Origin of the sequence: Nonomuraea phyllanthi, from assembly GCF_006334985.2 — a bacterium.
GTDB classification, from domain to species: Bacteria; Actinomycetota; Actinomycetes; order Streptosporangiales; family Streptosporangiaceae; genus Nonomuraea; species Nonomuraea phyllanthi.
The window spans coordinates 112,063-134,189 of the sequence record NZ_VDLX02000025.1 but is presented as its reverse complement, the minus strand read 5'-3'; the positions used below and the strand labels follow the sequence as shown (position 1 = coordinate 134,189).

At 70.7% G+C, this 22,127-nt stretch carries 25 protein-coding genes; 9 read left to right on the top strand and 16 right to left on the bottom strand.

From position 1 onward, the window contains the following. Window positions 1–310 precede the first annotated feature (310 nt). From FH608_RS44505 to FH608_RS44480, 7 genes are all read right to left on the bottom strand, one after another. Window positions 311–1,555 (bottom strand): MFS transporter, encoded by a 1,245-nt coding sequence (locus FH608_RS44505; protein WP_193318973.1) that lies wholly within the window; start codon window positions 1,553–1,555, stop codon window positions 311–313. 44 nt (window positions 1,556–1,599) lie between these two features. Beyond that, window positions 1,600–1,986, bottom strand: a complete 387-nt coding sequence (locus FH608_RS44500) for an MmcQ/YjbR family DNA-binding protein (protein WP_139637083.1) — start codon at window positions 1,984–1,986, stop codon at window positions 1,600–1,602. A 21-nt stretch (window positions 1,987–2,007) separates the two neighbouring features. Further along, window positions 2,008–2,655: a nitroreductase family protein gene (locus FH608_RS44495; RefSeq protein WP_139637082.1), complete on the bottom strand. Its 648-nt coding sequence runs from the start codon at window positions 2,653–2,655 to the stop codon at window positions 2,008–2,010. A gap of 46 nt (window positions 2,656–2,701) precedes the next feature. After that, window positions 2,702–3,520, bottom strand: a complete 819-nt coding sequence (locus FH608_RS44490; protein WP_226900465.1) for an isocitrate lyase/PEP mutase family protein — start codon at window positions 3,518–3,520, stop codon at window positions 2,702–2,704. 173 nt (window positions 3,521–3,693) lie between these two features. Further along, window positions 3,694–4,413 (bottom strand): DsbA family protein, encoded by a 720-nt coding sequence (locus tag FH608_RS53480; RefSeq protein ID WP_226900464.1) that lies wholly within the window; start codon window positions 4,411–4,413, stop codon window positions 3,694–3,696. Continuing rightward, window positions 4,401–4,733: a Na+/H+ antiporter NhaA gene (locus FH608_RS53475; protein ID WP_226900463.1), complete on the bottom strand. Its 333-nt coding sequence runs from the start codon at window positions 4,731–4,733 to the stop codon at window positions 4,401–4,403. Before FH608_RS53475 ends, FH608_RS53480 begins: the two co-directional genes overlap by 13 nt. 78 nt (window positions 4,734–4,811) lie before the next feature. Continuing rightward, the gene (locus FH608_RS44480; RefSeq protein WP_139637080.1) at window positions 4,812–5,558 is read right to left on the bottom strand and encodes an SDR family oxidoreductase; all 747 of its coding nucleotides are present in this window, start codon (window positions 5,556–5,558) and stop codon (window positions 4,812–4,814) included. Between the two features lie 458 nt (window positions 5,559–6,016). On the opposite strand from FH608_RS44480, the gene FH608_RS44475 reads away from it, so the two are divergent. Continuing rightward, window positions 6,017–6,886, top strand: a complete 870-nt coding sequence (locus FH608_RS44475; protein WP_226900462.1) for an FAD-dependent monooxygenase — start codon at window positions 6,017–6,019, stop codon at window positions 6,884–6,886. On the opposite strand, the gene FH608_RS44470 is transcribed toward FH608_RS44475, so the two are convergent. Further along, window positions 6,876–7,583, bottom strand: coding sequence for an SDR family oxidoreductase (locus FH608_RS44470; RefSeq protein ID WP_139637078.1), 708 nt, complete (start codon window positions 7,581–7,583; stop codon window positions 6,876–6,878). The two genes, FH608_RS44475 and FH608_RS44470, sit on opposite strands and share 11 nt — an antisense overlap. A gap of 58 nt (window positions 7,584–7,641) precedes the next feature. On the opposite strand from FH608_RS44470, the gene FH608_RS44465 reads away from it, so the two are divergent. Next, complete coding sequence (locus FH608_RS44465) at window positions 7,642–8,049, top strand: MerR family transcriptional regulator (protein ID WP_193318972.1); 408 nt, start codon at window positions 7,642–7,644, stop codon at window positions 8,047–8,049. Here FH608_RS44465 and FH608_RS44460 read toward each other — a convergent pair. The 4 genes from FH608_RS44460 to FH608_RS44445 all read right to left on the bottom strand — a co-directional run bounded on the left by FH608_RS44460 (window position 8,031) and on the right by FH608_RS44445 (window position 11,380). Beyond that, window positions 8,031–9,086 (bottom strand): tellurite resistance/C4-dicarboxylate transporter family protein, encoded by a 1,056-nt coding sequence (locus FH608_RS44460; protein ID WP_193318971.1) that lies wholly within the window; start codon window positions 9,084–9,086, stop codon window positions 8,031–8,033. The two genes, FH608_RS44465 and FH608_RS44460, sit on opposite strands and share 19 nt — an antisense overlap. A gap of 422 nt (window positions 9,087–9,508) precedes the next feature. Then, entirely contained in the window at window positions 9,509–10,411 is a 903-nt protein-coding gene (locus tag FH608_RS44455; RefSeq protein ID WP_139637075.1) for a cation diffusion facilitator family transporter, read from the bottom strand. After that, entirely contained in the window at window positions 10,411–10,824 is a 414-nt protein-coding gene (locus FH608_RS44450; RefSeq protein ID WP_139637074.1) for an ArsR/SmtB family transcription factor, read from the bottom strand. Before FH608_RS44450 ends, FH608_RS44455 begins: the two co-directional genes overlap by 1 nt. A 61-nt stretch (window positions 10,825–10,885) precedes the next feature. Beyond that, window positions 10,886–11,380, bottom strand: a complete 495-nt coding sequence (locus FH608_RS44445) for a hypothetical protein (RefSeq protein WP_226900461.1) — start codon at window positions 11,378–11,380, stop codon at window positions 10,886–10,888. Window positions 11,381–11,631: 251 nt separating this feature from the next. On the opposite strand from FH608_RS44445, the gene FH608_RS44440 reads away from it, so the two are divergent. Next, the gene (locus tag FH608_RS44440; protein ID WP_226900460.1) at window positions 11,632–12,030 is read left to right on the top strand and encodes a phosphotransferase; all 399 of its coding nucleotides are present in this window, start codon (window positions 11,632–11,634) and stop codon (window positions 12,028–12,030) included. A 76-nt stretch (window positions 12,031–12,106) separates the two neighbouring features. Here the strand turns inward: FH608_RS44440 and FH608_RS44435 are convergent, their stop codons facing one another. After that, the gene (locus tag FH608_RS44435) at window positions 12,107–13,243 is read right to left on the bottom strand and encodes a cation diffusion facilitator family transporter (RefSeq protein ID WP_139637073.1); all 1,137 of its coding nucleotides are present in this window, start codon (window positions 13,241–13,243) and stop codon (window positions 12,107–12,109) included. Between the two features lie 278 nt (window positions 13,244–13,521). Here FH608_RS44435 and FH608_RS52090 point away from each other — a divergent pair, with 278 nt between their 5' ends. After that, on the top strand, window positions 13,522–13,683 hold the full coding sequence (locus tag FH608_RS52090) for a hypothetical protein (protein ID WP_193318970.1): 162 nt from the start codon (window positions 13,522–13,524) through the stop codon (window positions 13,681–13,683). Between the two features lie 75 nt (window positions 13,684–13,758). Further along, the gene (locus FH608_RS44430) at window positions 13,759–14,979 is read left to right on the top strand and encodes a ZIP family metal transporter (protein ID WP_139637072.1); all 1,221 of its coding nucleotides are present in this window, start codon (window positions 13,759–13,761) and stop codon (window positions 14,977–14,979) included. An 84-nt stretch (window positions 14,980–15,063) separates the two neighbouring features. Here the strand turns inward: FH608_RS44430 and FH608_RS44425 are convergent, their stop codons facing one another. After that, window positions 15,064–17,139 carry a SpoIIE family protein phosphatase gene (locus FH608_RS44425; protein WP_139637071.1) on the bottom strand — a complete coding sequence of 692 codons (2,076 nt, stop codon included), beginning with the start codon at window positions 17,137–17,139 and terminating at the stop codon, window positions 15,064–15,066. A 264-nt stretch (window positions 17,140–17,403) separates the two neighbouring features. On the opposite strand from FH608_RS44425, the gene FH608_RS44420 reads away from it, so the two are divergent. From FH608_RS44420 to FH608_RS44410, 3 genes are all read left to right on the top strand, one after another. Next, entirely contained in the window at window positions 17,404–18,045 is a 642-nt protein-coding gene (locus FH608_RS44420; RefSeq protein WP_317135618.1) for a DUF5994 family protein, read from the top strand. Continuing rightward, window positions 18,032–18,355 (top strand): STAS domain-containing protein, encoded by a 324-nt coding sequence (locus tag FH608_RS44415; RefSeq protein WP_139637069.1) that lies wholly within the window; start codon window positions 18,032–18,034, stop codon window positions 18,353–18,355. Before FH608_RS44420 ends, FH608_RS44415 begins: the two co-directional genes overlap by 14 nt. A gap of 73 nt (window positions 18,356–18,428) precedes the next feature. After that, the gene (locus FH608_RS44410; protein WP_139637068.1) at window positions 18,429–18,857 is read left to right on the top strand and encodes an HIT family protein; all 429 of its coding nucleotides are present in this window, start codon (window positions 18,429–18,431) and stop codon (window positions 18,855–18,857) included. A gap of 63 nt (window positions 18,858–18,920) precedes the next feature. Here the strand turns inward: FH608_RS44410 and FH608_RS44405 are convergent, their stop codons facing one another. After that, window positions 18,921–19,820, bottom strand: a complete 900-nt coding sequence (locus tag FH608_RS44405; RefSeq protein WP_139637067.1) for a LysR family transcriptional regulator — start codon at window positions 19,818–19,820, stop codon at window positions 18,921–18,923. 198 nt (window positions 19,821–20,018) lie between these two features. Here FH608_RS44405 and FH608_RS44400 point away from each other — a divergent pair, with 198 nt between their 5' ends. After that, on the top strand, window positions 20,019–20,780 hold the full coding sequence (locus FH608_RS44400; RefSeq protein ID WP_226900458.1) for an SDR family NAD(P)-dependent oxidoreductase: 762 nt from the start codon (window positions 20,019–20,021) through the stop codon (window positions 20,778–20,780). Window positions 20,781–20,837: 57 nt separating this feature from the next. On the opposite strand, the gene FH608_RS44395 is transcribed toward FH608_RS44400, so the two are convergent. Continuing rightward, window positions 20,838–22,022, bottom strand: coding sequence for a M20/M25/M40 family metallo-hydrolase (locus FH608_RS44395; RefSeq protein ID WP_139637066.1), 1,185 nt, complete (start codon window positions 22,020–22,022; stop codon window positions 20,838–20,840). Window positions 22,023–22,127 lie beyond the last annotated feature (105 nt).

Genomic DNA, 22,127 nt, shown 5'->3' with positions numbered 1-22,127 from the left:
ACGCAGAGGGATGTCGTGGGGCCGGATGCTCCGACGAGCCGCGGGCGCGTACCGGCATCGACGTTCAGGTTGTCGAGAGCCTGGAGCGCCGTGAACCCAGCGACCGGTTCTTCATGCGGGCCGACCTGTGCGACGCGACCCATGCCCTCGACGCCCAGCGCGGTAGGAGGCGTGCGACCCACGTCCCATCCGTCGGTATGCGGCTGTGCGCCCCGCGGGTCGATGCCCGCGCTGACGGGAATCGACAAGGCCGAGGAGCCCCAACGCCACATCCGTGGCATTGGACTCCAAGTCCAATGCCGTAGTCCGCTCACTTCGGCGGGTCGACTCGGACGAAGCGGGTCGACGTCGCAGCGAGTACGCCGGAGGCGAGGACGATGGCGCCCGAGGCGATGAAGAGCGTCTGCAGGGCGGTCAACGAGACGAGGGTTGCGCCGAGACCAGAGCCGATCGCGAGCGCGATCTGGAGGTTGGTGACGTTGACGGCCGAGGCCGCCTCTTGATCCTCGGCGGGCGAGGAGTGCAGGATCCAGACCAGCGTGCCGGGGTTGACGATGCCCCAGAACCCGCCCCACAGCACGAGCAGCACGGCGGCTGACCAGGGCATCGTTCCGGTGAACGCCAGCACGATGACCAGCACCGCCACGGCGATCGCCGCGCCGGCGAAGCTGGGTACGACGCCGCGGTTGAACAGCGATCCCGCGATGACGGATCCGACGATGCCGGCGACGCCGTAGAGGACGTAGAGCACAGAGATGGCACCGCTGGACAGTTGCGTGTGGTCCGCGAGGAACGGTGTGATGTACGTCCATGCCGTGAACTGCCCGATGAAGGCCAGCGCGCCGGCTGCCATCCCGAACCGGGTAGCTGGTCGTGCGATGACGCGACCGAGGTCGGTCAGTCTGGTCCGTTGAGCGGGCGGCGGGATCGACGGCAGGACGATCGCCTGCGCGGCGACGATGAGGAGCGTCGCCGCAGCGGCAATAGCGAAGGTGTAGCGCCACCCGACGAGGTTGCCGAGGAACTGTCCAGCCGGAAGGCCGACAACCGTCCCACCGGAGATGCCGGCGGCGACGATGGAGATCGCCCGGGTGCCGCCGGCCTTCCCGACAAGCCGTGGACCCACCGGCGACACGATCGTCCAGAAGGCGCCCAGGGTCGCGCCGAACAGCATCCGCGCGACCAGCACGAGTGCGAAGCCGGGCGCGATCGCGACGACGGCGTTGGAGACGAGCACGGTCAGTCCCAGCACCAGGATGAGGGTCCGCCGGTTGAAGCTGCTGGATCCGCGGTAGAACAGCGGCGCGGCGACTGCGGCGGCGAACCCGGGCACCAGCACGATCAGTCCTGCCGGGCCGAGCGCGATGCCCAGTCCGTCGGCGATCTGCGGGAGCAGGCCGACCGGCAGGGTCTCGGTCATGACGATGACAAAGGCGCCGAGCGCGACCGCCCCCACCGATGCCCAACCACGCCGGCCGTTACCGTCCGGAGCGGTCTGCTGACTGGTGACGTCCCCAGTGGGGATGGCGCCCGTGCAAGTGGTGCTGTTGATCACCCGAACCGATGCGGTCTCATGCGATGTGCCAGATGAGATCCCAGTCATGATGTCCGCCCCGTATCGCTCGGTGTGGTCGTGGGGCGCGCGGTCTTCGGCAGTTTGTCGACGACGAGGCCGTAGGAGTCGGTCACCAGTCCTCGTATCAGGGTGTCGTCGATGCCAGGGCCGGCGGCGGCGCTGACCCAGTGCCGCTTGTCGGTGTGGTAGCCCGCGCTGATCTCCTCGTACTGTTCGCGGAGCGCGACGGCGTCGCGTGGGTCGGCCTTGACGGTCACGACGGCATGTCCTGGCAAGTCAGTCATGAGGAGGAAGACCTTGCCCGCGACCTTGTAGGTCTCCCAGTTGGGGTTGGTCCGGTGCTCGAAGGTGACGCCGGGCAGCGCGGTGGCGGTGTCGTGCGCGACCTGTTGTAGCTGTTGTTCGTCCATGATGTTCGGCTCGTTTCTGGATCACGCGAAGGTGAAGAGTTGGTCGGGCTCGAACCGGGAGATGGCGGTGGTGTACTGCTTCGTGAGATCGGGGTATCCCAGGGCGAGCAGCACGGTCGTGGTGTAGCCGGTCTCGCGGATGTCGAAGGCCTTGTCGATCGGCACGGGGTCGAAGCCCTCCAGGGGCATGGCCTCCACACCAAGCTCGGCGGCGGCCATCATCACGAGGCCCAGCACCATGTAGGTCTGCTTCTCCATCCAGTGGTACGCGTCCTTGTAGGTGTACTTGCGCAGGTTCACGAAGTCGCGCGTCATCCGCTCCCAGTTCTCCTGCTTGTCCAGCGTCGGGAACCGGCTGTCTTCGCGCTCCTTGCCGAACACGGCGTCGAGGTGCTCTTCGGGGATGTCCGCGCGGGTGGTCATGATGATCGCGTGGGAAGCGTTGGTGATCTTCTCGCCGTTGTCGGCGAACCGTTCGCCGAGGTTGGCGGCTAGCTTCGCCTTGCCCTCGGGGGTGGACAGCACGATGAAGTGGTTGGGCTGGATGTTCGTCGACGTGGGCGCCGAGCGGAGGAACTGCAGCAGCTTGTCGACCGTCTCCTGCGGGATGGTCTTGCTGCCGTCGAAGTAGCGGCTGAGGTGCTTGTTCATGATCTTGTCGAGGTCCATGGGTCTCTGCTTTCTGTGACTGTTGACGGGGTCGTGGTGGCGTGGGTCAGGATGCGGAGGCGACGAGGTCGTAGATGCGGCCGAAGCCGATGCCGGACGTCGCGGCGGCGATGTCGCCTCGCCTCAACGCCTTCGCGGCCTGCTCGAGCGCGGTCAGTGCGTTTGCGTACAGCTCGGGGCCAAGACTTACGCGCTTGACACCGGCCTTCTGCAGCTCCGGGACCGTCAGTACCCGGTCGGCCGGTGACATGAGCACGTTCACCGGTGTCGGTGCGACGGCGGTGACGATCTTCACCACGGAGTCGAGGTCCGGTGCGAGCGGCGCGTAGAGCACGTCGGCGCCGACCTCGGCAAAGGCGGTGAGTCTACGGATCGTGTCATCGAGGTCGGGACGCCCCTGCAGGTAGTTGTCGGTACGGCCGGTGACGACGATCCTCCGATCCGCGGCCTGCACTGCGGCGCGGACGCGGGCGACGGCGTCATCGAAGTCGCGGATCGGGGCGTCGGGGTTCGCGGTCGTGTCCTCGATGCCGATTCCCGCGAGGCCGTGTTCGATCGCGGCGTCCACCGTTGCGGCAACGTCTTCGGGGGTGTCGCCGTAGCCATCTTCGAAGTCGCCGTTGACGGGCAGGTTGGTCGCGCGGGCCATCACTTCGGCATGGGCGATGTGCTCCTCCCGGCTGACGGCGTGGCGTCCGTCGATGCGTCCGAGGATCGCCGCCAGCGCGGCCGAGGACGTGCCGATCGCCTCGAATCCGGCGTCGGCGAGGATCAGGGCGGAGGGGGCGTCCCAGGCATTGGGGAGGACGAGCCCGCCGGGACGAGTGTGCAGTGCCATGAACTTCTCGTAGAGCTCAGAGCCCATGATGATGTTCCTTCCGGGGTTCGTGCGGAGCGCGGGTCAGGCCGCTGCCGCCGCAGGGGTCGGGATGTCGACGGTGGTCTGGCGGACGTTGTTGAAGCGCCGCGCATCCTTCGAGGTGGCCTGTCGTAGGGGTGCGCCGGGCAGCCTGTCCGGAGCGCGCAAGGTCTGAGGATTCACCACCGTGCCGCGAGTGTCCCGTCTTGGTCAGTCAAGGCGTGAAGGAGTGATTGCGTGGCGTACTGACCGTTATGGCGTCGGCCGTTGAGGAACAGGGTCGGGACGGCCGTGATGTTCATCGGCTCGGCGTCCAGGATGTCGTTTCGGGCTCGGCCCGCGGTGTTTGCGGAGATGAGGTCCTTCGTGAGTTGGTCGATGTCCAGTCCCAGCTTGCGAGCCATGGAGATGATGTCCTGCGGTTGCTGGTGATCTTGGTCGTCGAAGACGGCCCGAGCGAAGTCGAAGAACTCGCCTTGAGCGGCAGCAGCTTCGGAGGCTTCCGCCGTGGCGAGGGCGTGGGAGTGGATCCGCGTGAGCGGGGCGTGCCTCCAGGCGTACCGGACCCGGTCGCCCAGGATCGCGCGGACTTCGAGAATGGAACCTGACGCTCGCAGGCAGAATCCGCAGTGGAAGTCGCCGTACTCCACGATGGTGAAGGGAGCGTTCGGGCCTCCGAGGATGTGGTCCTGCTCGGGTTCGACGGGGTGTGCGAGGGTCTGTCCGGCGTCGTCGTCAGGACGGATGGCGTCGGAGACGCGGAAGATGACGGTCGCGAGCGTGAAGGCGATGGCGGAGGCGGAGGCGGCAGACACTCCCACAGATCCGCGAGCCGTCACCCGATGCGGTAGCGCGCTCATCCCGAAGATCCCCGGCAATCGGCCGATCACCAGGCCCACGGCGACCGCCCATGCACCGACGAACCGGCGGCCACGACGAGGATGTCCGAACTCGGCACCACCCCTGCGTTCGCGAGCGCGAACAGCGGCAGGACCATATGCGCGACGAGCGGCTCGAAGCGGGCTTGGAGACACCCATTGATCGAGATCGACTCGCGCAGACTGTTTGCTGCGACGCGTGCGTACTCGGTGTTGGGCACGATCGCCAGCGTCGTGTAGAACGGCCCACGTCCCGCACGGAGAAAGCGGATGGTGTACACCCCGGCGAGCCCGATCGCGGCCACGAGCAGCGGCAGGGGGGTGAACGAATCCGTGTACACCAGTGCGATGATCGACGGTCGACGAGTGCGGACGGAGCCGCCTTGGCCAGGCAGCGAACTGTATGCCGACGGCATCGGTCAGATGGCCAACCCCGCGCCACCGGACACGACGATCTCCTGTCCTGTGACGTAGCTCGCATCGTCGGACGCCAGGAAGGCGACCGTGCCGGCGATGTCTTCGGGTGTGGCGAGGCGGCCGAAGGGGTTGTGCTCGGCCATCGTCGCCATCGTTCCCGCGACGTCCTCGGTCGAGGTTCGGATCGATGCTCTCGTCATGGGCGTGTCGGTCATTCCCGGGCTGACCGCGTTGATGCGTATCCGGCGCGGTGCGAGCTCGAGCGCAAGGGTGGGGATCATGGCGAGCATCGCGCCGTGAGATCCGGCCGCGACGCAGCTGCCGGTGAGGCTGCGGGTTGCTCCGATCCCCACGGTGACGATGACGGATGCGCCATCCGAGAGCAGCGGCAGCGCCTTGGCCAGGGTGAAGAACACGCCCTTGGTGTTTACGGCGAACACTTCGTCGTACCCGGATTCGTCGAACGTTTCCAGCGTCATCGGACGGTTGACGCCCGCGTTGAGGAACAGCGTGGTCAGGGTCCCGAAGTGTTCGCCGATGTCGGAGACGACCTTGTCGATGTCCGAGAGCGACCCTGCGTCAGATCGCAGGACAAGGACATCGTCGGGCAGTTCTTCTCGTGCGCGCTCCACGCTTTCCTGGCGTCGTCCGGTGACGGCGACGCGGTAGCCGCGATCGTGCAGGGCCCGCGCGGCGGCCCTGCCGATTCCGCTGGTGCCGCCCGTGATGAGGGCCGTACGTGCCGACATGGCAGTCACTCCATCTTCGTTGCTGGCTGGACGGTATGGGCCACTTGGCACCGTGTCAAAGCGATGGAACCTGGTATGACCCGCTCGATTCGAGTCTCCTACTGGACTATACCGTCCAAGTTTGCCAGAGTGGTGGTGTGACCATGACGCGCGCCTGCCGGTGACGGTGACCGGTCCGCTCAAATGGTTCTCGTTCGCTGTCACGTCGCGACAGCTCGGCAGAGCCGCCAGTCTGGCGATCTACCAGCGCCTGGTCACACGGCTGGGCGGTGCATCACGGCCGAACGCGTGCTCCAGACCGACGGACAGACGCTGCGGGACGTCGGGCTGTCTCACCGGAAGGCCTGCGCACGATCACGGCGCTGTCCAACTACGTCCACGGCTTCATCCTTCGGGAGCAGAGGGCGCAGCTATCCGCGGCACATGGGCCGGTCACCCGCGACCATCTCGCGGATCTGTTGAGCGATGGGCATGCAGCCCTCGACCCGGCCGGCGACGGCGACGCATGGGGCGAGCAGGAGGTCCTGGAACGCTTTCGCCACCTCGTGCCGGAGCGAACCGGACGCACCGACATCCGCATCAAGGACGCGGTCTGGACATCGGTCTTCAGCATCCACCGCAGGCCGGCCGACACCTACCGCCAGGGCCGGGTCCTCCTGGCCGGCGACGCGGCCCACATCCACAGTCCGCTCGGTGGGCAGGGCGTGGTCACCGGGATGGGCGACGCGGAGAACCTCGCCTGGAAGCTCGCCCTGGTCATTCGCGGGCAGGCCACCGAGGCGCTCCTCGACACCTACGAGGCCGAACGCCGGCCCCTGGCGACCGACGTGCCGCGGCGGACCACCACCGCGACCAGGCTGCAGGTCGGCGACAGCCCGCTGATGCGCTTCCTCCGCACGCGGGTGCTGGTGCCCATGGCCAACATGCCATCGGTGCAACGACGGGCCGGGCAGGTCGCGTCCCAGCTGTGGGTGACCTACCGCCGCGGCCCGCTCGCCACGGGCCTCACCTCCCGGCTGGGGCGACGGCCACGGCCCGGCGACCGGGTCCCCGACCTGGCCTGCCGGCGTCCCGACGGCAGGCGAACCCGCCTGCACGCCGAGCTCGGCCACCGATGGGCGCTGCTGGCTCCGCCCGGGAGCGCGCCCGCCCACCTCGCCGAGGCGCGCAAGCGGCTCGGCGAAACCATCACGCCACTCACCTGCCCGGCCGATCGGCAGCGCGATGTATGGCTGATCCGCCCGGACGCACACCTCGCCTGGCGCGGCCGGGCCACCCCGGCGCATCTGGGCCGCCGGCTGGACCACGCCCTCAGGGTCAGCCCGTGAGGGCGGCCGCCGCTTCCCGGTAGATGACGTTCGGGTCCTCGGACAGCCAGGCCTTCACCTGGCGGCTCCAGTCGTCGGCGAGCACCTCGGACCGGTGCGCCTCGATCCCGTCGAGGGCCTTCGCCACGATCACCTCAGGGGCGCTCTTGTCGCCCTCGTACCAGGCCATCATGTCGGTGTCCGCGGCGCCCAGGTGCAGACCCGTCACCAGAGTGCGCTGGTGAGCCAGCTCCAGGCGGACGCTGTTGGTGAGCGCCCACTCGGCGGCCTTCGCCGCGTGGTATGCGCCGGCTCCGTCGAAGGCGAGCCACGAGATCGCGGACAGCACGTTGAGAATCGCGCCGTCGGCCAGCTGGGGCGCGAAGGCACGGATCACGTTGAGGGTGCCGTAGAAATGGGTGTCCATCTCGCGGCGAATAGCCTCCACGTCCCCGGCGATCAGATTCGCCCCGGTCGAGATCCCCGCGTTGTTGATGACGATCTTCACCTCAGGTGCCGCTGCCGCCGCGGCGGCGACCGATGCCGCGTCCGTGATGTCCAGGCGCAGCGGGACGACCCCCGGGACGTCGACGAGCTCCGGGCGGCGGGCGGTGGCGTACACCCGGCCCGCGCCGCGCTCGAGAAGAGAAAGGACGAATTGCCGCCCGAGGCCGCGGTTGGCCCCGGTCACCAGCACATGTGCTCCGTTGATCTGCATGCGGCTACGCTAAAACCTGACGTTGACGTCAGAGGCAAGTCTTGTGATGGAGGTCACCGTGCGAATCGGCGAGTTGGCGGCAAGGTCCGGCGTCAGCGTGCGGGCCCTGCGCTACTACGAGGAGCAGGGCCTGCTGGACGCGTACCGGAGCGGCTCCGGGCAGCGCCACTACCCCGAGGCGGCGGCCGACCGCGTCCACTTGATCCAGATGCTGTACGCGGCCGGCCTGTCCAGCAGGACCATCGCCGACCTGCTGCCCTGCGTCGAGGCCAAGGCCAGCACCCCGGCATCGCGTGCCCGGCTCGCCGCCGAGCGCGATCGCATCGATGCCCAGATCGCCGCGTTGACCCGCACCCGTGACCGCCTCGACGCCGTCATCCACCTCTCCGGAAGCCCGGAAAGCGGCTGCGCGTGGATCGCGGACGAGGACGTCGCCGCGGAGGCGGGTCACTCCGCGACGCCGTGACTGCCAGGCACCTCGTGTCGCGACGGACGCAGCAGCGCCACGCCCATGGCGATGGCGACCGCCACCCACGCGGCGAAACCGACCCAGACCTCCACCCGGGCGATGTCGACCATGAACCAGAGCCCGGTGGAGCGGCCGTAGCCGTCGCTCGCCGCCGCGTACATGCCGAGCGGGAAGACCATGCTCCACAGCGTGGGCTCGTAGCCCATCAACGGGCCGCGCACCACGTGCCGCCACACCCCGAAGATCAGCAGGAGCGGGATCCACCAGGTCCCGAACGCCCACAGCAAGTAGGCGAGCCCGGACACCACCTGGCGGGTCGACACCAGGACCGGCAGCCCCGCCGGCAGGGCCAGGATCTTGGCCGCGGCGAGCACGGTGATCGCCGTGGCCCCCATGTACACCCAGTAGGCCGGGCTCAACGCGTGCGGAGTGACCGGATCGTCCAGCAGACGGGCGGTGACCAGGCTCGTCAGCATCAGGTACAGGACCACGCCGATCCCCCACAGGGCCACGGCCACCGGAGCCAGCCAGACCTCGAGGCCAGGGCGCCACACGGCCACGGTGGCGGCCGCGACGGAAAGGGACTGGGTCGCCACCACCCACATGAACCAGCTCCCGTTGATCCGGGGCAGGACCGATTCCCGGCGATGCCCCACGATCAGGACCCCGGGGATGGCGTAGGTGAGCACCAGCCAGATCGGGACGCTGGCCAGGGCCAGCACCGCACTGGCCCCCAGGTGGTGGTCGAGGGCCAGCCGGACCCCCAGCACGTTGGGGGCGGCCACCAACGAGAAGTACCCGAAGCCCCGGCCGGGATCCCAGGCGTCGGCCAGAGCCCGCCGCGGGTAGGCGATCAGCCGCCAGGCATAGGCCACGAGCAGCACGGCGAACGCGACGACGGCCACCACCAGGAGAACGTCGGACAGCACGTCCCACCCGAAGTGGGCGAGACCGGTCGAAACGATCCCGGTGGCCATTACCAGGGCGGCGTAGCTCGGATGGAGATCGGCGATCTCCTGGCGGATGCGGTTCATGGCGAGGCCGGCCCGGAAGCCGGCGGAACCGGTCAGGCGGATTCCGCTTCCGCGACCACCGGACCCCTGGTCGGCCCGTTCACCCGCGCCGACGCGCCGGCGAACGGAATCGCACCGTAAGACCGGCCCTCGCCCATCTCCACCGGGTCCATGCTCGTGGTCGCTCCCCCAGCCAGCGGTGTTCGCGGCCTGCTCGGCACCCATGATCCGGCCGCACGCGTCTCAGCGACCGGTCCGGCCGGCGGGAACGCCCGTCACGGGGAAACGCCGGCAGGTGAGCCGCCTCACGAGTGCCGGTCTACCGCGGCGCCGACGCGACCAAACCGGCGGTGGTGGAGGGTGGTTGTCTCTTTACGTACGGCTGGCTGCACCTTGCCCGGCGCCTTTACATTGTAGATTTCTGGGGTGGCCGAGCGCCGGCGTCACCATCCCAGTTCGTCGCAGCCGGCGTGGTCGGCGGGCTCGACCTGGAGCGTGGCATGGGCGACCCCATGGCGCCGGAGCAGCACGTCACGGGCCTGATCCAGGACGGCGTGGCTGTCGTTCTGGCCGGTGACGAGGTGCGCGGTGGCGACGTTCATGCCGGAGGTCAGGGTCCACAGGTGCAGGTCGTGGACGTCCCGCACGCCGTCGATCGCGGCCAGGTCGGCGGCCACGGCGGCGGCGTCCATACCCTCGGGCACATGCTGGCCGAGCACGGCGAAGACCTGGCGGCCGAGCGAGACGGCCCGGACCGCGACGAAGACCCCGATGGCCAGGGCCACGACCGTGTCCCAGTAGGCGTGACCGGTCGCGGCCACCAGCCAGCCTGCGACGATGACGCCGACCGACCCGGCGGTGTCGGCCACCACCTCCAGGTAGGCGCCCTTGACGTTGAGGCTCTCGCTCGCGCCGGCGCGCAGAAGCACCAGCGCGATCACGTTGACCACCAGACCGGTGGCGCCGACGACGAGCATCGGCCCGGAGGAGACCTCCGCGGTGCCGCCGATCCGGCCGATGGCCTCGATGACGACGTAGACCGCGACACCCAGCATCAGCACCACGGCGAGCAGCGAGGCGAACACCTCGGCCCGGTAGGAGCCGTAACTGCGCCGGCCGGTGGTGTCGGGGCGGGTGGCGATGCGGGTGGCGACGAGCGCCGCCCCGAGGGTGACGACGTCGGCGGCCATGTGGCCGGCGTCGGACATCAGCGCCAGCGACCCGGAGATCAGGCCGTAGGCGAGTTCGACGACGAAGAACGAACCGATCAGCGCGAAGGAGACCGCCAGCCGCCACCGGTGCCGGCCTCCCGCGTGCCCGTGTCCGTGTCCGTGCCCGGCGCCCATCAGGGGGCTCCGTCGCGTTCGGGATGAATGGCGTCGGTGTGCTCGGTGTGGGCGAGCGCCAGGTCGAGCAGCATCCGTACGTGCGGGTCCTCCAGACGGTAGTAGGCCATCCGGCCGGAGCGGCGCGCGGCGACGATGCGGTGCGCGCGCAGCAGTCTCAGGGCATGGGAGACGCCGGACTCGCTCTGGCCGGTGACCGCGGCCAGGTCGCACACGCACAGCTCGCCGTCCAGCAGGGCGACCAGCAGCCTCAGCCGGTTCGGGTCCGACAGCAGCCCGAAGATGTCGGCGGTGTCGGTCAGGTCCTCGGCGGCCGGCATCCGCTCGCACACGGCCGCCACGCGGTCGGCGTCCACCACCTTGGCGGCGCAACCGTCCATCGCCAACACACCGTCATCTGAAGAAGCGTTCATATGAGCAAGATATGGTGCCGCCTGGACGGCGTGTCAAGAGCGCCGGGTCCGTTGACCCGGGTCAATGGCGCATGGACTCGATGCGGCCGCCCAACTGCTCGCGCAGGGCTTCCAGCAGCGCCGGGGTGGCGATGACCACCCACCTGTCGCCCACCAGATAGGTGCCGCCGTACGCCTGGGCGGCGTCCAGCCACATGCGCTTGCCCGCGTCCGTGGTGAACGTCACGAGCGTGTAGCGGCCACGCGAGGTCCGGCAGACGGCCTGACGCAGCTCCGTGGCGTCGACCTGCATGTCGATGCTCGGGCAGCCGAGCGTGCCCGCGATCTGCTCCATGCCGGCCGTGGGCAGCACCTGACCCGCGGCATCCGGGGAGACATGCGTGCCGTGATGGTGCGCCACCCGTACCGGGGAGGAGGGCACCGCCGCCGCGCAGGCGGACAGGAGGAACATGCCCAGGGCGGCGGCGCACGCGACCGCGGACGGCTTGCGGCGCGTGGTTCGCGCGACGGTCCTCATCGGGACGATGCCCAGCTGATCGCCGGCGCTCTGGAGCACAGGACAGATTCGCCGTACGTCATCGCCGCGTCACCTCCGGTCTCCACGAGAACTCCTTGCGTGGAGGTACGTGAGCCGTAGGCAGGAAGTTCGACATGGTGTCGAAGTCGATGGAAGTGTCCGGATCCTGGTGCACTGCCCCGAGGCGGCGCTCGGCGCGTTGTCGTGCACGAGACCGCCGGCAGCGGGACGCGGTCCGCAGGCGATGAACCCTTGGCGACGCCGGTGCTCGTCCCCCGGCAACGGCCGGCGTGGAGGAGATCGAGGTCGTCGTCGCCCATAGCGAGCGCGCGACCCCGCGCCTCGGCGAGCCGTCGATCGCGTCGCAGCTCGACAGCGAATGCGCGTGGCTCGTCACGAACGACGTCCTTCCCACCGACCTGGTCACGCGCAACCGCCAGGTCGCCGAGACCGCGCTGCGGCCGTGGACACCGGTGTTCACGCACGGCGACCTGCAGATCAGCCACGTGTTCGAGGACGGTGACGAGGTCACCGGCGTGCTCGACTGGTCCGAGGCGGCCCAGGGCGTGATGGTCGCTGCGGAGCCTGCTGGCGGTCCGCTGGCTGGTCGAGCACGGCTTCGACCCGGCCGCGCCAGGCTGCGAGATCGACGTGCTGAAGTCCCGGATGTGAGGCCGCACGAGCCGTGACGGCCACGAGTGCCCTTCCGCCGTGCGGTGGTGACGGCCCGACGCACCCCCCGTAGTCTGCTCCCGGCGCGGGAGGTCAGGGAACCGCCTTCGAGGTGTGGCACGAGGAAACAGGCGTCTCATGCGCGGCCTCGCCGCCGTTCCCGGTGGCCACCTCATCCAGGTTGAGGCTGTGGTGCGTGGGGCCGTGCGGGTCGGGACAGTGCTGCACGAGACGGCGTAGCCCGCCATCGTCGTCGAAGGCGTGGCTGCCGGGCGTGGCGTGGTCGACCTGCAGGGTGGTGTGCTCGATGCCGTGTTCGTCGCGCAGCAGGCCCTCGACGGTGAGGCGGGCGGCGTGGCAGTCGGCGCCCGGGGCGACGAGGACGTGCGCCGACAGGGCGGCATATCCGGAGGTGACCTCCCAGATGTGCAGGTCGTGCACCTCGACCACGGTGTCCAGAGCGGCGATCTGCCGGCCGATCTCGGCGGGGCTCACGCCCGCCGGGGCGGCCTCCATGAACACTCGCCCGGCGTCGCGGACCAGTCCCCATCCGGCCTTCAGCATCAGGGCGGCGACCACCAGCGCGGCGATGGCGTCGGCGCGGCTCCAGCCGGTCAGCCAGACCACCAGGCCGGCCAGGGTGGTGGCGATGAAGGCGTACAGGTCGTTGAGGATGTGCTGGAAGGCGCCTTCGACGTTGAGGCTGGAGCGGTTGGCCTTGGACAGCAGCCAGGTGGCGCCCACGTTGACGGCGATGCCGGCCAGCCCCGTCGCCACGACGTACAGGCCCTCCACCTGCGGCGGCTCGATGAGGCGGCGGATGCCTTCATAGCTGAAGTAGGCCGCGAGCAGCAGCAGGGTGATGCCGTTGGCCTGGGCGGAGATGATCTCGGCGCGCCTGAGGCCGTAGGTGAAGCCGCCGCGCGGCGGACGGGCGGCGATCCGCATGGCGACCAGCGCCAGCACGATCGCCATAGCGTCGGTGAGCATGTGGCCGGCATCGGAGATCAGCGCCAGCGAGCCGGCGATCACGCCGATCACCACTTCGACGGCCATGAACCCGACGATCAGTACGAGGGCCCCGCTCAGGAACCGCCGATCGGCGTCCCCGCTCACCCCGTGCCCGTGCCCATGTCCGTGTCCGTGACCGGCGGCGTCTCCGGCCTGGTCGTGCCGATGGTCAGGGCCGCGGTCGTCGTGATGCCGTTCGTGGGAGCGGTTTTCGGACATCCGGGGAACTCCTCAGGGTGATGGTGGCCGACTGCGGCAGGCTGTGCACGTGGGTGCCGGTCAGCCGGTGGCCTGATCGCGCACGCATCCGACATCTGATGGACTGTTCATATATACAGATGCTCCTCGCCGAAGCGTCATGGGTCAAGTCCCATCCGGAAGATCGTGGCCGGCCATTCCCTGAACATCTGCTCAGATGTTTAAACAGACAGTCATGAGTCAACTACATTCCGTAGAAGAAGTGCGCCTCGAAGCCGCCCACGGCGAAAGGAACGACGATGAGCGAACCGCACGCCCACCCGCACCACTGTCACGAGGCCGACGCCTGCACCGACGACGCCGAACACCCCGCCGCCGACTGCGCCGCCGACTGCGCCGCCACCGATGGCCAGGCTGCGCAGGACCGGGATTCCGGCTGCGGCGGCGGCTGCCCTGGATGACGCCAGGGCAGCACCTCGCCGTCCCGCGTCCACCGTGCCACCGCCCGACCCCGACGTTCGCAGAAAGGCTGTGCCATGTTCGTGCCGGCCGGAAGGTCCACGCTGGCGGCGCCCGTACAAACCCTCGCCCTTCACGGCCCGAGCCCCGAAGGCTCCGGTTTCGACGCCGCCCTGCCTGCCTGGACGACCTGGGCCGCCGTGGCCCTGGTCACGCTGTCCACGCTGGCCGGCGCCCTGCTGGCCCGCCGCAACAGCGCGAGGATCGGCATCTGGCTGGCCGTCGCCTCGGCGCTGATGCTCGTCACCGCCCTGGTCGACCTGCTGCCCGACGCCTGGCAGGAGGCGAAGGAGACCGGCGTGCCCTTCTGGCTGGTCGGCCTGGCCGGGGTGTTCGGTTTCGTCGTGATCACCTACTTCACCCGCAAGGGCTGCGGCCACGGCCACGACGACGGCGCCGGTGGCGGCCGGCACGCGCCCGGCCTGCACCGGCGCGTCAAGCAGGCGGTGAGCGCCGCCGTCTACGGCGGGGTGGGGACCGCCGCCGCGCTCTCCCTCCATCGCATGATCGAGGGCGCCACCCTGGCGCTGGCCGCCTCCGCCGTCGTGATCGCCGCCCTGGTGATCCACTCAGCCAGCGAGGGGCTCGCCCTGACCGCGCTGCTCGACCTCGCGCGCACGCCGTCGGCGCCCTGGCTGGCCCTGTCCTGCCTGGCCCCGGTCGCCGGCGTCGTCCTGGCCACCGCGGCGCCCCTGCCCGCCCAGACCGTACCGGTCCTGCTCGGCATGGTCACCGGCGTACTGCTGCGCACGGCCGTCATCGGGCTCACCATCGTCCGCGACAGCCGGCGCCTGACCCGGCGCCACCTCGTCCTCGCCGCCACCGCCGTGGCCGGCGTCGGCGGTCTGCTGATCGCGGCACAGACCCTGCTCGCCGGCGGACCCTCCGAGCCGTCCCCGCCCGTCGCCGCCGCTCATGGCATCGCCCCTGCAACGGTCCCCCGCGCGGCCCGTACGCCGAAGCCGTCTCAGCAGATGACCGCCGCCCAGCTGCGCGACGCCGTCACGGCGGGGCACCTCAGCCTCGAACAGCTGCTGTCCCGCAGGGACCCGGCCACCATCGGGGCCGACGCCGCCGCGTTGCTGCGCGCCCTGCCTCGACGCAGCCCCGGCCAGATCGCTCGGACGCTGCGCCAGGCGAAGATCAGCGCCGGCACCAGCATCGGCGATCTCACCCTGCTCCAGCGCCACCTCCTGCTCACCGCTCTCAGCGACACGCTCCCCGGCCCGCGCTCATGAGCAGACCTCCTACCGGACGAAGAACGGGAGCGGGCGCCGGGTGCGAGGCCCGCGGGGTCGTGTCAGCGCGTCACGGCTCGCCGCTCACCCGCCCGCCGGCGCCTGGCGCGACGCGGAAGGCCCGGAGCAGCGCACGGCGATCAAGGCCACGTCGTCGTCGGTCCTGTGCGGCAGGAAGCTCAGCAGGTCGTCGCAGAGCGTGTCGAGAGGCGCCCGGCACTGGGCCGAGGCCCGCTCGCGCAGCCGGTCGAACCCCTTGTCGAGGTGCTCGCCAGGGCGTTCGACCAGGCCGTCGGTGTACAGCAGCAGGGTGCTGCCCGGCGGCAGCGCCTGCCGCGTCGACGCGCACGGGGTGTCGTACGGGATGCCGAGCAGCGGGTTGGCCCCTCCTTCCAGGAACCGCGCCTGGCCGTCGGCGCCGAGCAGCAGCGGCGGCGGATGCCCCGCCACCGCGTAGTTGAGCTCGTGACCGCCGCCGCACTCCTCGATGCGGGCGAGCACGCACGTGGCCGTCTGCTCCGCGTAGAGCGTCGCCATCGCCGTGTTCAGCCGCCCCAGGATGAGGCCGGGAGGCTCCTGGCGGTCCACGGCCAAGGCCCTGAGCATGTTGCGGAGCTGGCCCATCGCGACGGCCGCCCGCAGGTCGTGCCCCGCCACGTCGCCGATGGCCACCACGGTGGCGCCGTCGGACAGCACGAACGAGTCGTACCAGTCGCCGCCCACCTCGGCGGCCGCCGGACTGGCCCGGTAGCGGGCGATGATCTGCAGGCCGGGCACGTGCGGCGGCTCGGCCAGCAGGCTGTACTGCAGCGCCAGCGCGATGCGGTGCGTCCGCTGGAAGCGCATCGCGCTGTTCAGCCGGTCGTGCATCTGGTCGATCATCTCGCGCAGCAGGGTCAGGTCGCTCTGGCTCATCGGCGGCCGGTCACCGGTGGTCGTGGCGGTGAGCACCGCGGCGACCGTCCCGTCGATGACGACGGGGACCACCGCGACGCCGTTGCCCCCCGTGGCTTCGACCCACTTCCGGGTGCCCGTGGGCAGGAGGTCCTCCGGAGGCTTCCCCCGAGGGAACGTCTTGCGGAACGGCCGGCGAAGGCGGATCGCCCGCGCCATCCTGCCGTTCGGCGCGTGGCGTTCCCCGCTGAACGGCGGCCACCGGGGCAGGCCGGACCGCCCGGCCGTGGCCACGCGCTCCAGCAGGAAGTCGCCGCCCCGCGACAGGTCCTCTGACAGGTCGATCACCCAGTAGAAGCCGCATCCGTCGGCCAGTTCGGGCACGACGACGTTCGCCAGCGCGTTCAGCATCTCGTCCACGCTCGTCACGTCGGACGTCGCCGCCGCGGCGGCGTCCAGCAACCGCGTATGGCGCCGCCGCTGCCACAGATCCTCGATGTCGCTGGCGGTGCCGACCCACTCCACCACCCGGCCGTCCTCCCGCACCGGGACGCTGCGTATCTCGTAATGCCGGTAGGAGCCATCCGCGGTGAGCACGCGGTAGACGCACTCCCAGCACTCGACCTGATCGCTGACCGCTCGCCGCCACGAGTCGACGGTCGCCGGGACGTCGTCGGGATGGAGGGCGTCCAGCCAGCCGTAACCACGGCTCTCCGCCCATGACTGGCCGGTCACCCGCTCCCACGCGGGGGCCGGCTCGATCACCCGCCCCTGGGGATCGGCGACCCAGATGACCTCCGCGCTGATGCGCATCAGGCTGTGGTAGCGGCGCAGGACGCGGCGGCGTTCGTCGGCGACCTGCCGCAACCGGCGTGCCGTGACGACCTCGTCGGTCGCGTCCTGGACGACGGCCAGCACCCCGTACTCGCCGTCGTCGAAGGCCACGCGGGACAGGCAGGCGGTGAGGTACCGCTCGTCATCGGTCCGGCGGGCCGACGCGGCGAGGACCTGCGGTCCCGTACGCTCTTTCGGCGCGCCCGTCCGGTAGACCTCGTCGAGCGCCGCGAAGCAGTCGTCCCCGGCGAGCCCGGCGAGTGCCTGCCGGAACGGCGTCCCGATGGGGAACTCGCCGACCAGCGCTCGGTGCACGGCGTTGGTGTACACCAGCCGGTGGCCGGGCCCCCTGGTCACCGCGACGGCCACCGGCGTCGCATCGAACACCTCGAACGCCGGCCCGCCGATGTCCACGTCGTGGACGTCTTCCATGGCGCCTTCCCCCGATGACACCTCTTCGCCGTGGTCGTGTGGTGTCCCCTGCCCCTGACCGGGAGGTGGGAACCCGTCCCGGCTTTACAATGTAGATCTGCTCGTGGTCAACCTCCGCGATCAGCTGCGGGATTAGGGGATTCCGAAAGCCGGGGATAGGGTGGAGACACCGAGGACTTTTCGAGCGTTGGCAGCCAGGTCGGCGTCGCCCCCGGCGAATCACCACCGGCCCCCTTCGGAGGGGCCCGGACGGGCCAGGCGACCATGACGCCGACAGTTGCTTCCTACCTGACACCGCTCAGCCCTGCCTCGTCGGAGATGCCCCGGGTCGATTCCGCGCTACGGCTCAGCCTCCACCCTGTGCTGGATCGGCGAGCCGTGGTGGACGGGGCCTGGTGGCCCTACTCCCCTGACGCGGCCGCCGAGCTGCCCGGTCTCATCGCCGCCGTCGACCAGCGGCTGGGGCGGACGACGCTGCTCATCGGCGTGTACCGGGACGCGTGGCGGCGCATCCCGCGTCGGATCGCGGCACGCGGGCGGCAGGTCCGCGTCGGCTCGTTCCGCCACGCCGACCCTCACGTCGTCGTCCTGTTCTTCGCCGCCGGCGAGCCGGTCGCCCTGCTGCTCATCCCGCCGGACGCCGCCACCGGCCCCGCCGAGACCACGCTCGCGCGCACCGCCCGGCACACCGCCGACCTGACCGCCGATGACATCCTCACCCTCACGCGCCTGCCACTCGAGCCCGCGGCGCCGTTGCGCGCGATGGCCGCCGGTGGCCCGGCCGGCTGGGAGAACGAGGGCGGGCCGGTCATCGGCCGTGAGGCGCCCTCGTCCATCGCACGGCCGGCAGCCATGTCATCCCGACTCAGCTTCTCCAGGGAGGAGTCACTCCATGACCGTCACTGACATCGCCCCGCTCGGCCTGGCCGCCCCGTCGAGGCCCACCACCGTCCACCTGTCCGGCGAGATCGACATCTTCACCACCGCGGCGCTGCGCCGGCAACTCATCAACACGCTGCACCACAGCACCAGCGTGCTCATCATCGACCTGTCCGAGGTCACGTTCTGCGACGCCGGCGGTCTGGGCGTCCTGGTCGGCATCCAGCACCGCGCCCGGTGGATGGGCATCACCGTGGCCCTGACCGCGCCACGGCCGTTCATGTCCCGGCTGCTGCACATCACCGGCCTGGACCGCAGCCTGCCGATGATGGTCTGATCGGATGCCCCAGGTGCCGTGGGCGCGCGCTCAAGGGTCATGACGCCCGACGGGATGCGGGAAGATCGGCACCATGCCGATATCGATGCCGTCCCCGGAACGGTGCCCCTTCTGCGACTACCTCGCCGGGCTGCGTCCGTACACCATCCTGGAACAGGGCGATCAGGTCGCCATCCTGGTCACCCGTGAGCAGCGTGGTCTGGGGCACGTGCTGGTCATTCCGGTCGCCCACCGCCCGACGATCCTGGACGTGGCCCCGGAGGAGGAGCGGCACCTGATGAACGCCGTACGGCGGGCCGCACGGGCCATCACCGCCGCCCACGACCCCGAGGGCATCGCCGTCTGGCAGAACAACGGGGTGCCCGCGCACCAGACCGTCCCCCACGTTCACTTCCATGTCGCCGGCACCCTGCCCGACGGCGGCACCCGCTGGGGCGAGGTCCCTCGCCTCGACCTCGACGAGACCGACGGGATCGCCAAGCGCCTCAGCCCTCACGTCTGACCGGGCCGCCTGGGATGGCATTTCGTAGGCCCTGAGGCGAGCGCGGAGCGGCTGACAGGCCGGTCACGAGTGGTCTGGCTCGGTGAATCCGGCGATGAAGGTGGCCACGTCACGGCGGCGGGAGTGGGCCGGCCACACCGCCCAGGTGCGCCGTACGAGGGGGTTGCCGATGAGCGAGGACCAGGTGACGGTCGCCGGGAGAGGCTGCGTCCAGTTCGGCGGTGCCAGGGCGAAGGACCGGCCGGCGCTGACCGCGGCCAGCTTCACCTCGGGGATCAGCGCCTGCCCCTCGGCAGCGGGCGGTCCGAGGTCCAGGCCGTGGCTGCGCAGGATCGCGGTGAGCTCGTCGTACCAGGCGGGGCTGCCGGAGCGGGGAAAGCCCACCCATTGCAGGCCGTCGAGCGCGTCCAGGTGAATGCCGTCCGGGCCGGCCAGCTCGGCGGCCCGGACGGTGGCGAGCAGCACGCCCAGGTTCTCCCGCGCCACCGGCATCGCGTCGAACTGCCGGCCCGGCGGCCGCTCGCGCAGCAGGCCGGCATCCAGCTCCCCCGCCTGCAGCGCCGCCGCCTGCGCGGCCGTGGACAGATGGCGGGCCTCCACCCGGGTGCCGGGGCAGGCGGTGGCCAGCCGCTCCAGCGGCGGGCCGAGCAGGTCGGCCGGCAGTTCCAGCGGGATCCCCAGCCGCAGGACCACGCAGCCGTCCTGGGTGTAGCGGGTCATGGCGTTCAGCGCCTGCTCGTGCCGGGCGAGGACGGCGCGAGCCTCGCCCAGCAGCGCCGTGCCCGCCTCGGTCGGGTGCACCCCGGTGGTGCTGCGGGTCAGGAGCTTGAGCCCGAGCTGGCGTTCCAGCGCGCCGATGGTCTGAGACAGGGCGGGCTGGCTCATGTGCAGCCGGCGGGCCGCCGCCGACATGCCGCCTTCCTCCACCGCGGCCACGAACGCCCGCAGCTCGCGCAGTTCCATGTCTCCATGCCATCACAGCGGTACGGCCTCCCGCGCACCGGCTGAAGGCTGACCGAATGGGCCTCATAAGGCACCGCGATGGAGGTTGCGGAAGGCGGCGAGCGCCCTCGCGCCTTGACATCCCTTGCAGAGCTCGCCGCCCCCGCCGCATGGCGGGCAGGCGGGCGAACGAATGTCGATCAACGCGAGGTTGAAGTGATGGCAACAGCAGTGATGTCGGGAGAGCTGTCCGGGGCCGGTGCCCTGGTGACCGGGGCCACCAAGGGCATCGGGCGGGAGACCGCCCGCACCCTGGCCCGGCTCGGGGCGCACGTGGTCCTGTCGGGCCGGGACGAGCAGCAGGGCAAGGAGGCGGTCGAGGAGATCCGCGCCCGAGGCGGGCAGGCCGACTTCGTGGCAGCGCAGCTGCACGACGAGGCGTCGGCCCGAGCGCTCGGCCGCCGCGCCCGGGAGATCCTCGGCGCGGTGGACGTGCTGGTGAACAACGCCGGCGTCTACCCCTACGCACCCACCACCGCGTTCACCGAGCATGACTTCCACGCCGTCTACGGCGTGAACGTGCTGGCGCCCTTCTTCCTGGTCGCCGAACTCGCCCCGCGGATGGCCGAGCGCGGCGGGGGCGCGATCGTCAACGTCTCCACGATGGTCGCGGAGTACGGCCATCCCGGCTATGCCCTGTACGGCTCGAGCAAGGCCGCGATCGTGTCGCTGACCAAGGCGTGGGCGGCCGAGTTCGGCCCGAAGGGGGTGCGGGTCAACGCGGTCAGCCCGGGGCCGACGCGTACCGAGGGCACCGCCCCCATGGGTGAGGACCTGACGGCTCTGGCGGCGGCCCTGCCCGCCGGTCGCCCCGCGTCGGCCGCGGAGATCGCCGACGCGATCGCGTTCCTGGCCTCGCCGCGAGCCGGCTACATCCACGGAACGACCCTGCACGTCGACGGCGGCCGCTGGGCCGTGTAACCCTCTCGTCGGGCCCTCCCCCGGTGCGACGGATCCCGGCGGAGGGCTCGCGCGGGTTCAGGAGCAGAAATCCGTGACCGTGTCGGCGAGGATGCCGGTGAGGCGCTCCAGCGAGGTGAGCTCGACGTACTCGGTGGCCGCGTGGGCGCCGGCGCCGTCGACGCCGAAGAGCAGGCAGGGGATGCCGGCGCGGTCCAGGAGGGCGCAGTCGGTCCAGTACGGCTCGGCGCGCACCACGGGCGGGTGCCCGAGTGCCCTTTCGGCGTGGCGGGCCAGAGTGCGGGCGATCGGGGACCGCGGGTCGGCCTCGAAGGGTTCGCGGTACAGGCCGCGGTTCAGCCGGTACGCGAAGTCGGCAACGGTGGAGGTGAGGTGGTCGAGTACGGTGGTCAGCTCCCGTTCGACGCCGTCGGCGCTCTCGCCGGGGATGGTGCGCCGTTCGAGGGTGATGCGGCAGGACGCCGGGTAGGTGGAGGCCTCCTCGCCTCCGCGGATGACCGACGCGTGCACGGTGCCGGTGCCGAGGAGCGGGTGGGCGGGGCCCTGTGCGAGCCGTCGGCCCAGGTCCTCCAGCGCCACCAGGAAGTGGCCGGCCTTGGCGATGGCGTCGACGCCGAGCTCGGGGCGGGAGCCGTGGGCGGCGCGGCCCACGATCTCCACGTCGAACCAGGCGAAACCCTTGTGGGCGAGGGTGAGCTCGAGATGGCTCGGCTCGGTGACGACGGCCGCGTCGGCGGTGAAGGACTTCAGCACTTCCTCGGTGCCGGAGCTGGCGTGCTCCTCGTCGGCGACGCAGGCGACGATGACGTCGCCGCGCAGGGGGCCTTCCGCGGTGGCCCGTGCGGCGGCGACCATCATGGCGGCGACGCCGCCTTTCATGTCGAAGGTGCCGCGGCCGAACATCCTGCCGTCGCTGATCCGCGGCTCGAGGGGGTCGCCGTCGTAGCCGGCGAGGCCGACGGTGTCGAGGTGGCCGTTGAGCATGAGTGACCGGCCGCCGCCGGTGCCGCGGGCGATCGCGACGAGTGAGGGACGCCCGGGTCGCTCTTCCAGGCGGTGCACCTCGAAACCGCGGGCGGCGAGCCAGGCGCCGCAGAAGCCGGCGATGGCGCTCTCGCCGGCCCCACCGGGTACGAGGTCGGGGTTGACGGAGTCGAGGGCGACCAGCCGGGCCAGGAGGGAGACCGGGTCGAGGTCCGGAAGGCCGGGAGATGCTGGGGTGGCACGGGATGGGGGCAGCATGAGAGCCTTCCGCAGCGTTGACGCGCCCCTTGAGCGCACGGCGAGGGGCGGTGGGATGCCGTCAGATGAGCATCCTGCCCCAGGCGGATCGCGCCGGTCCAGCCG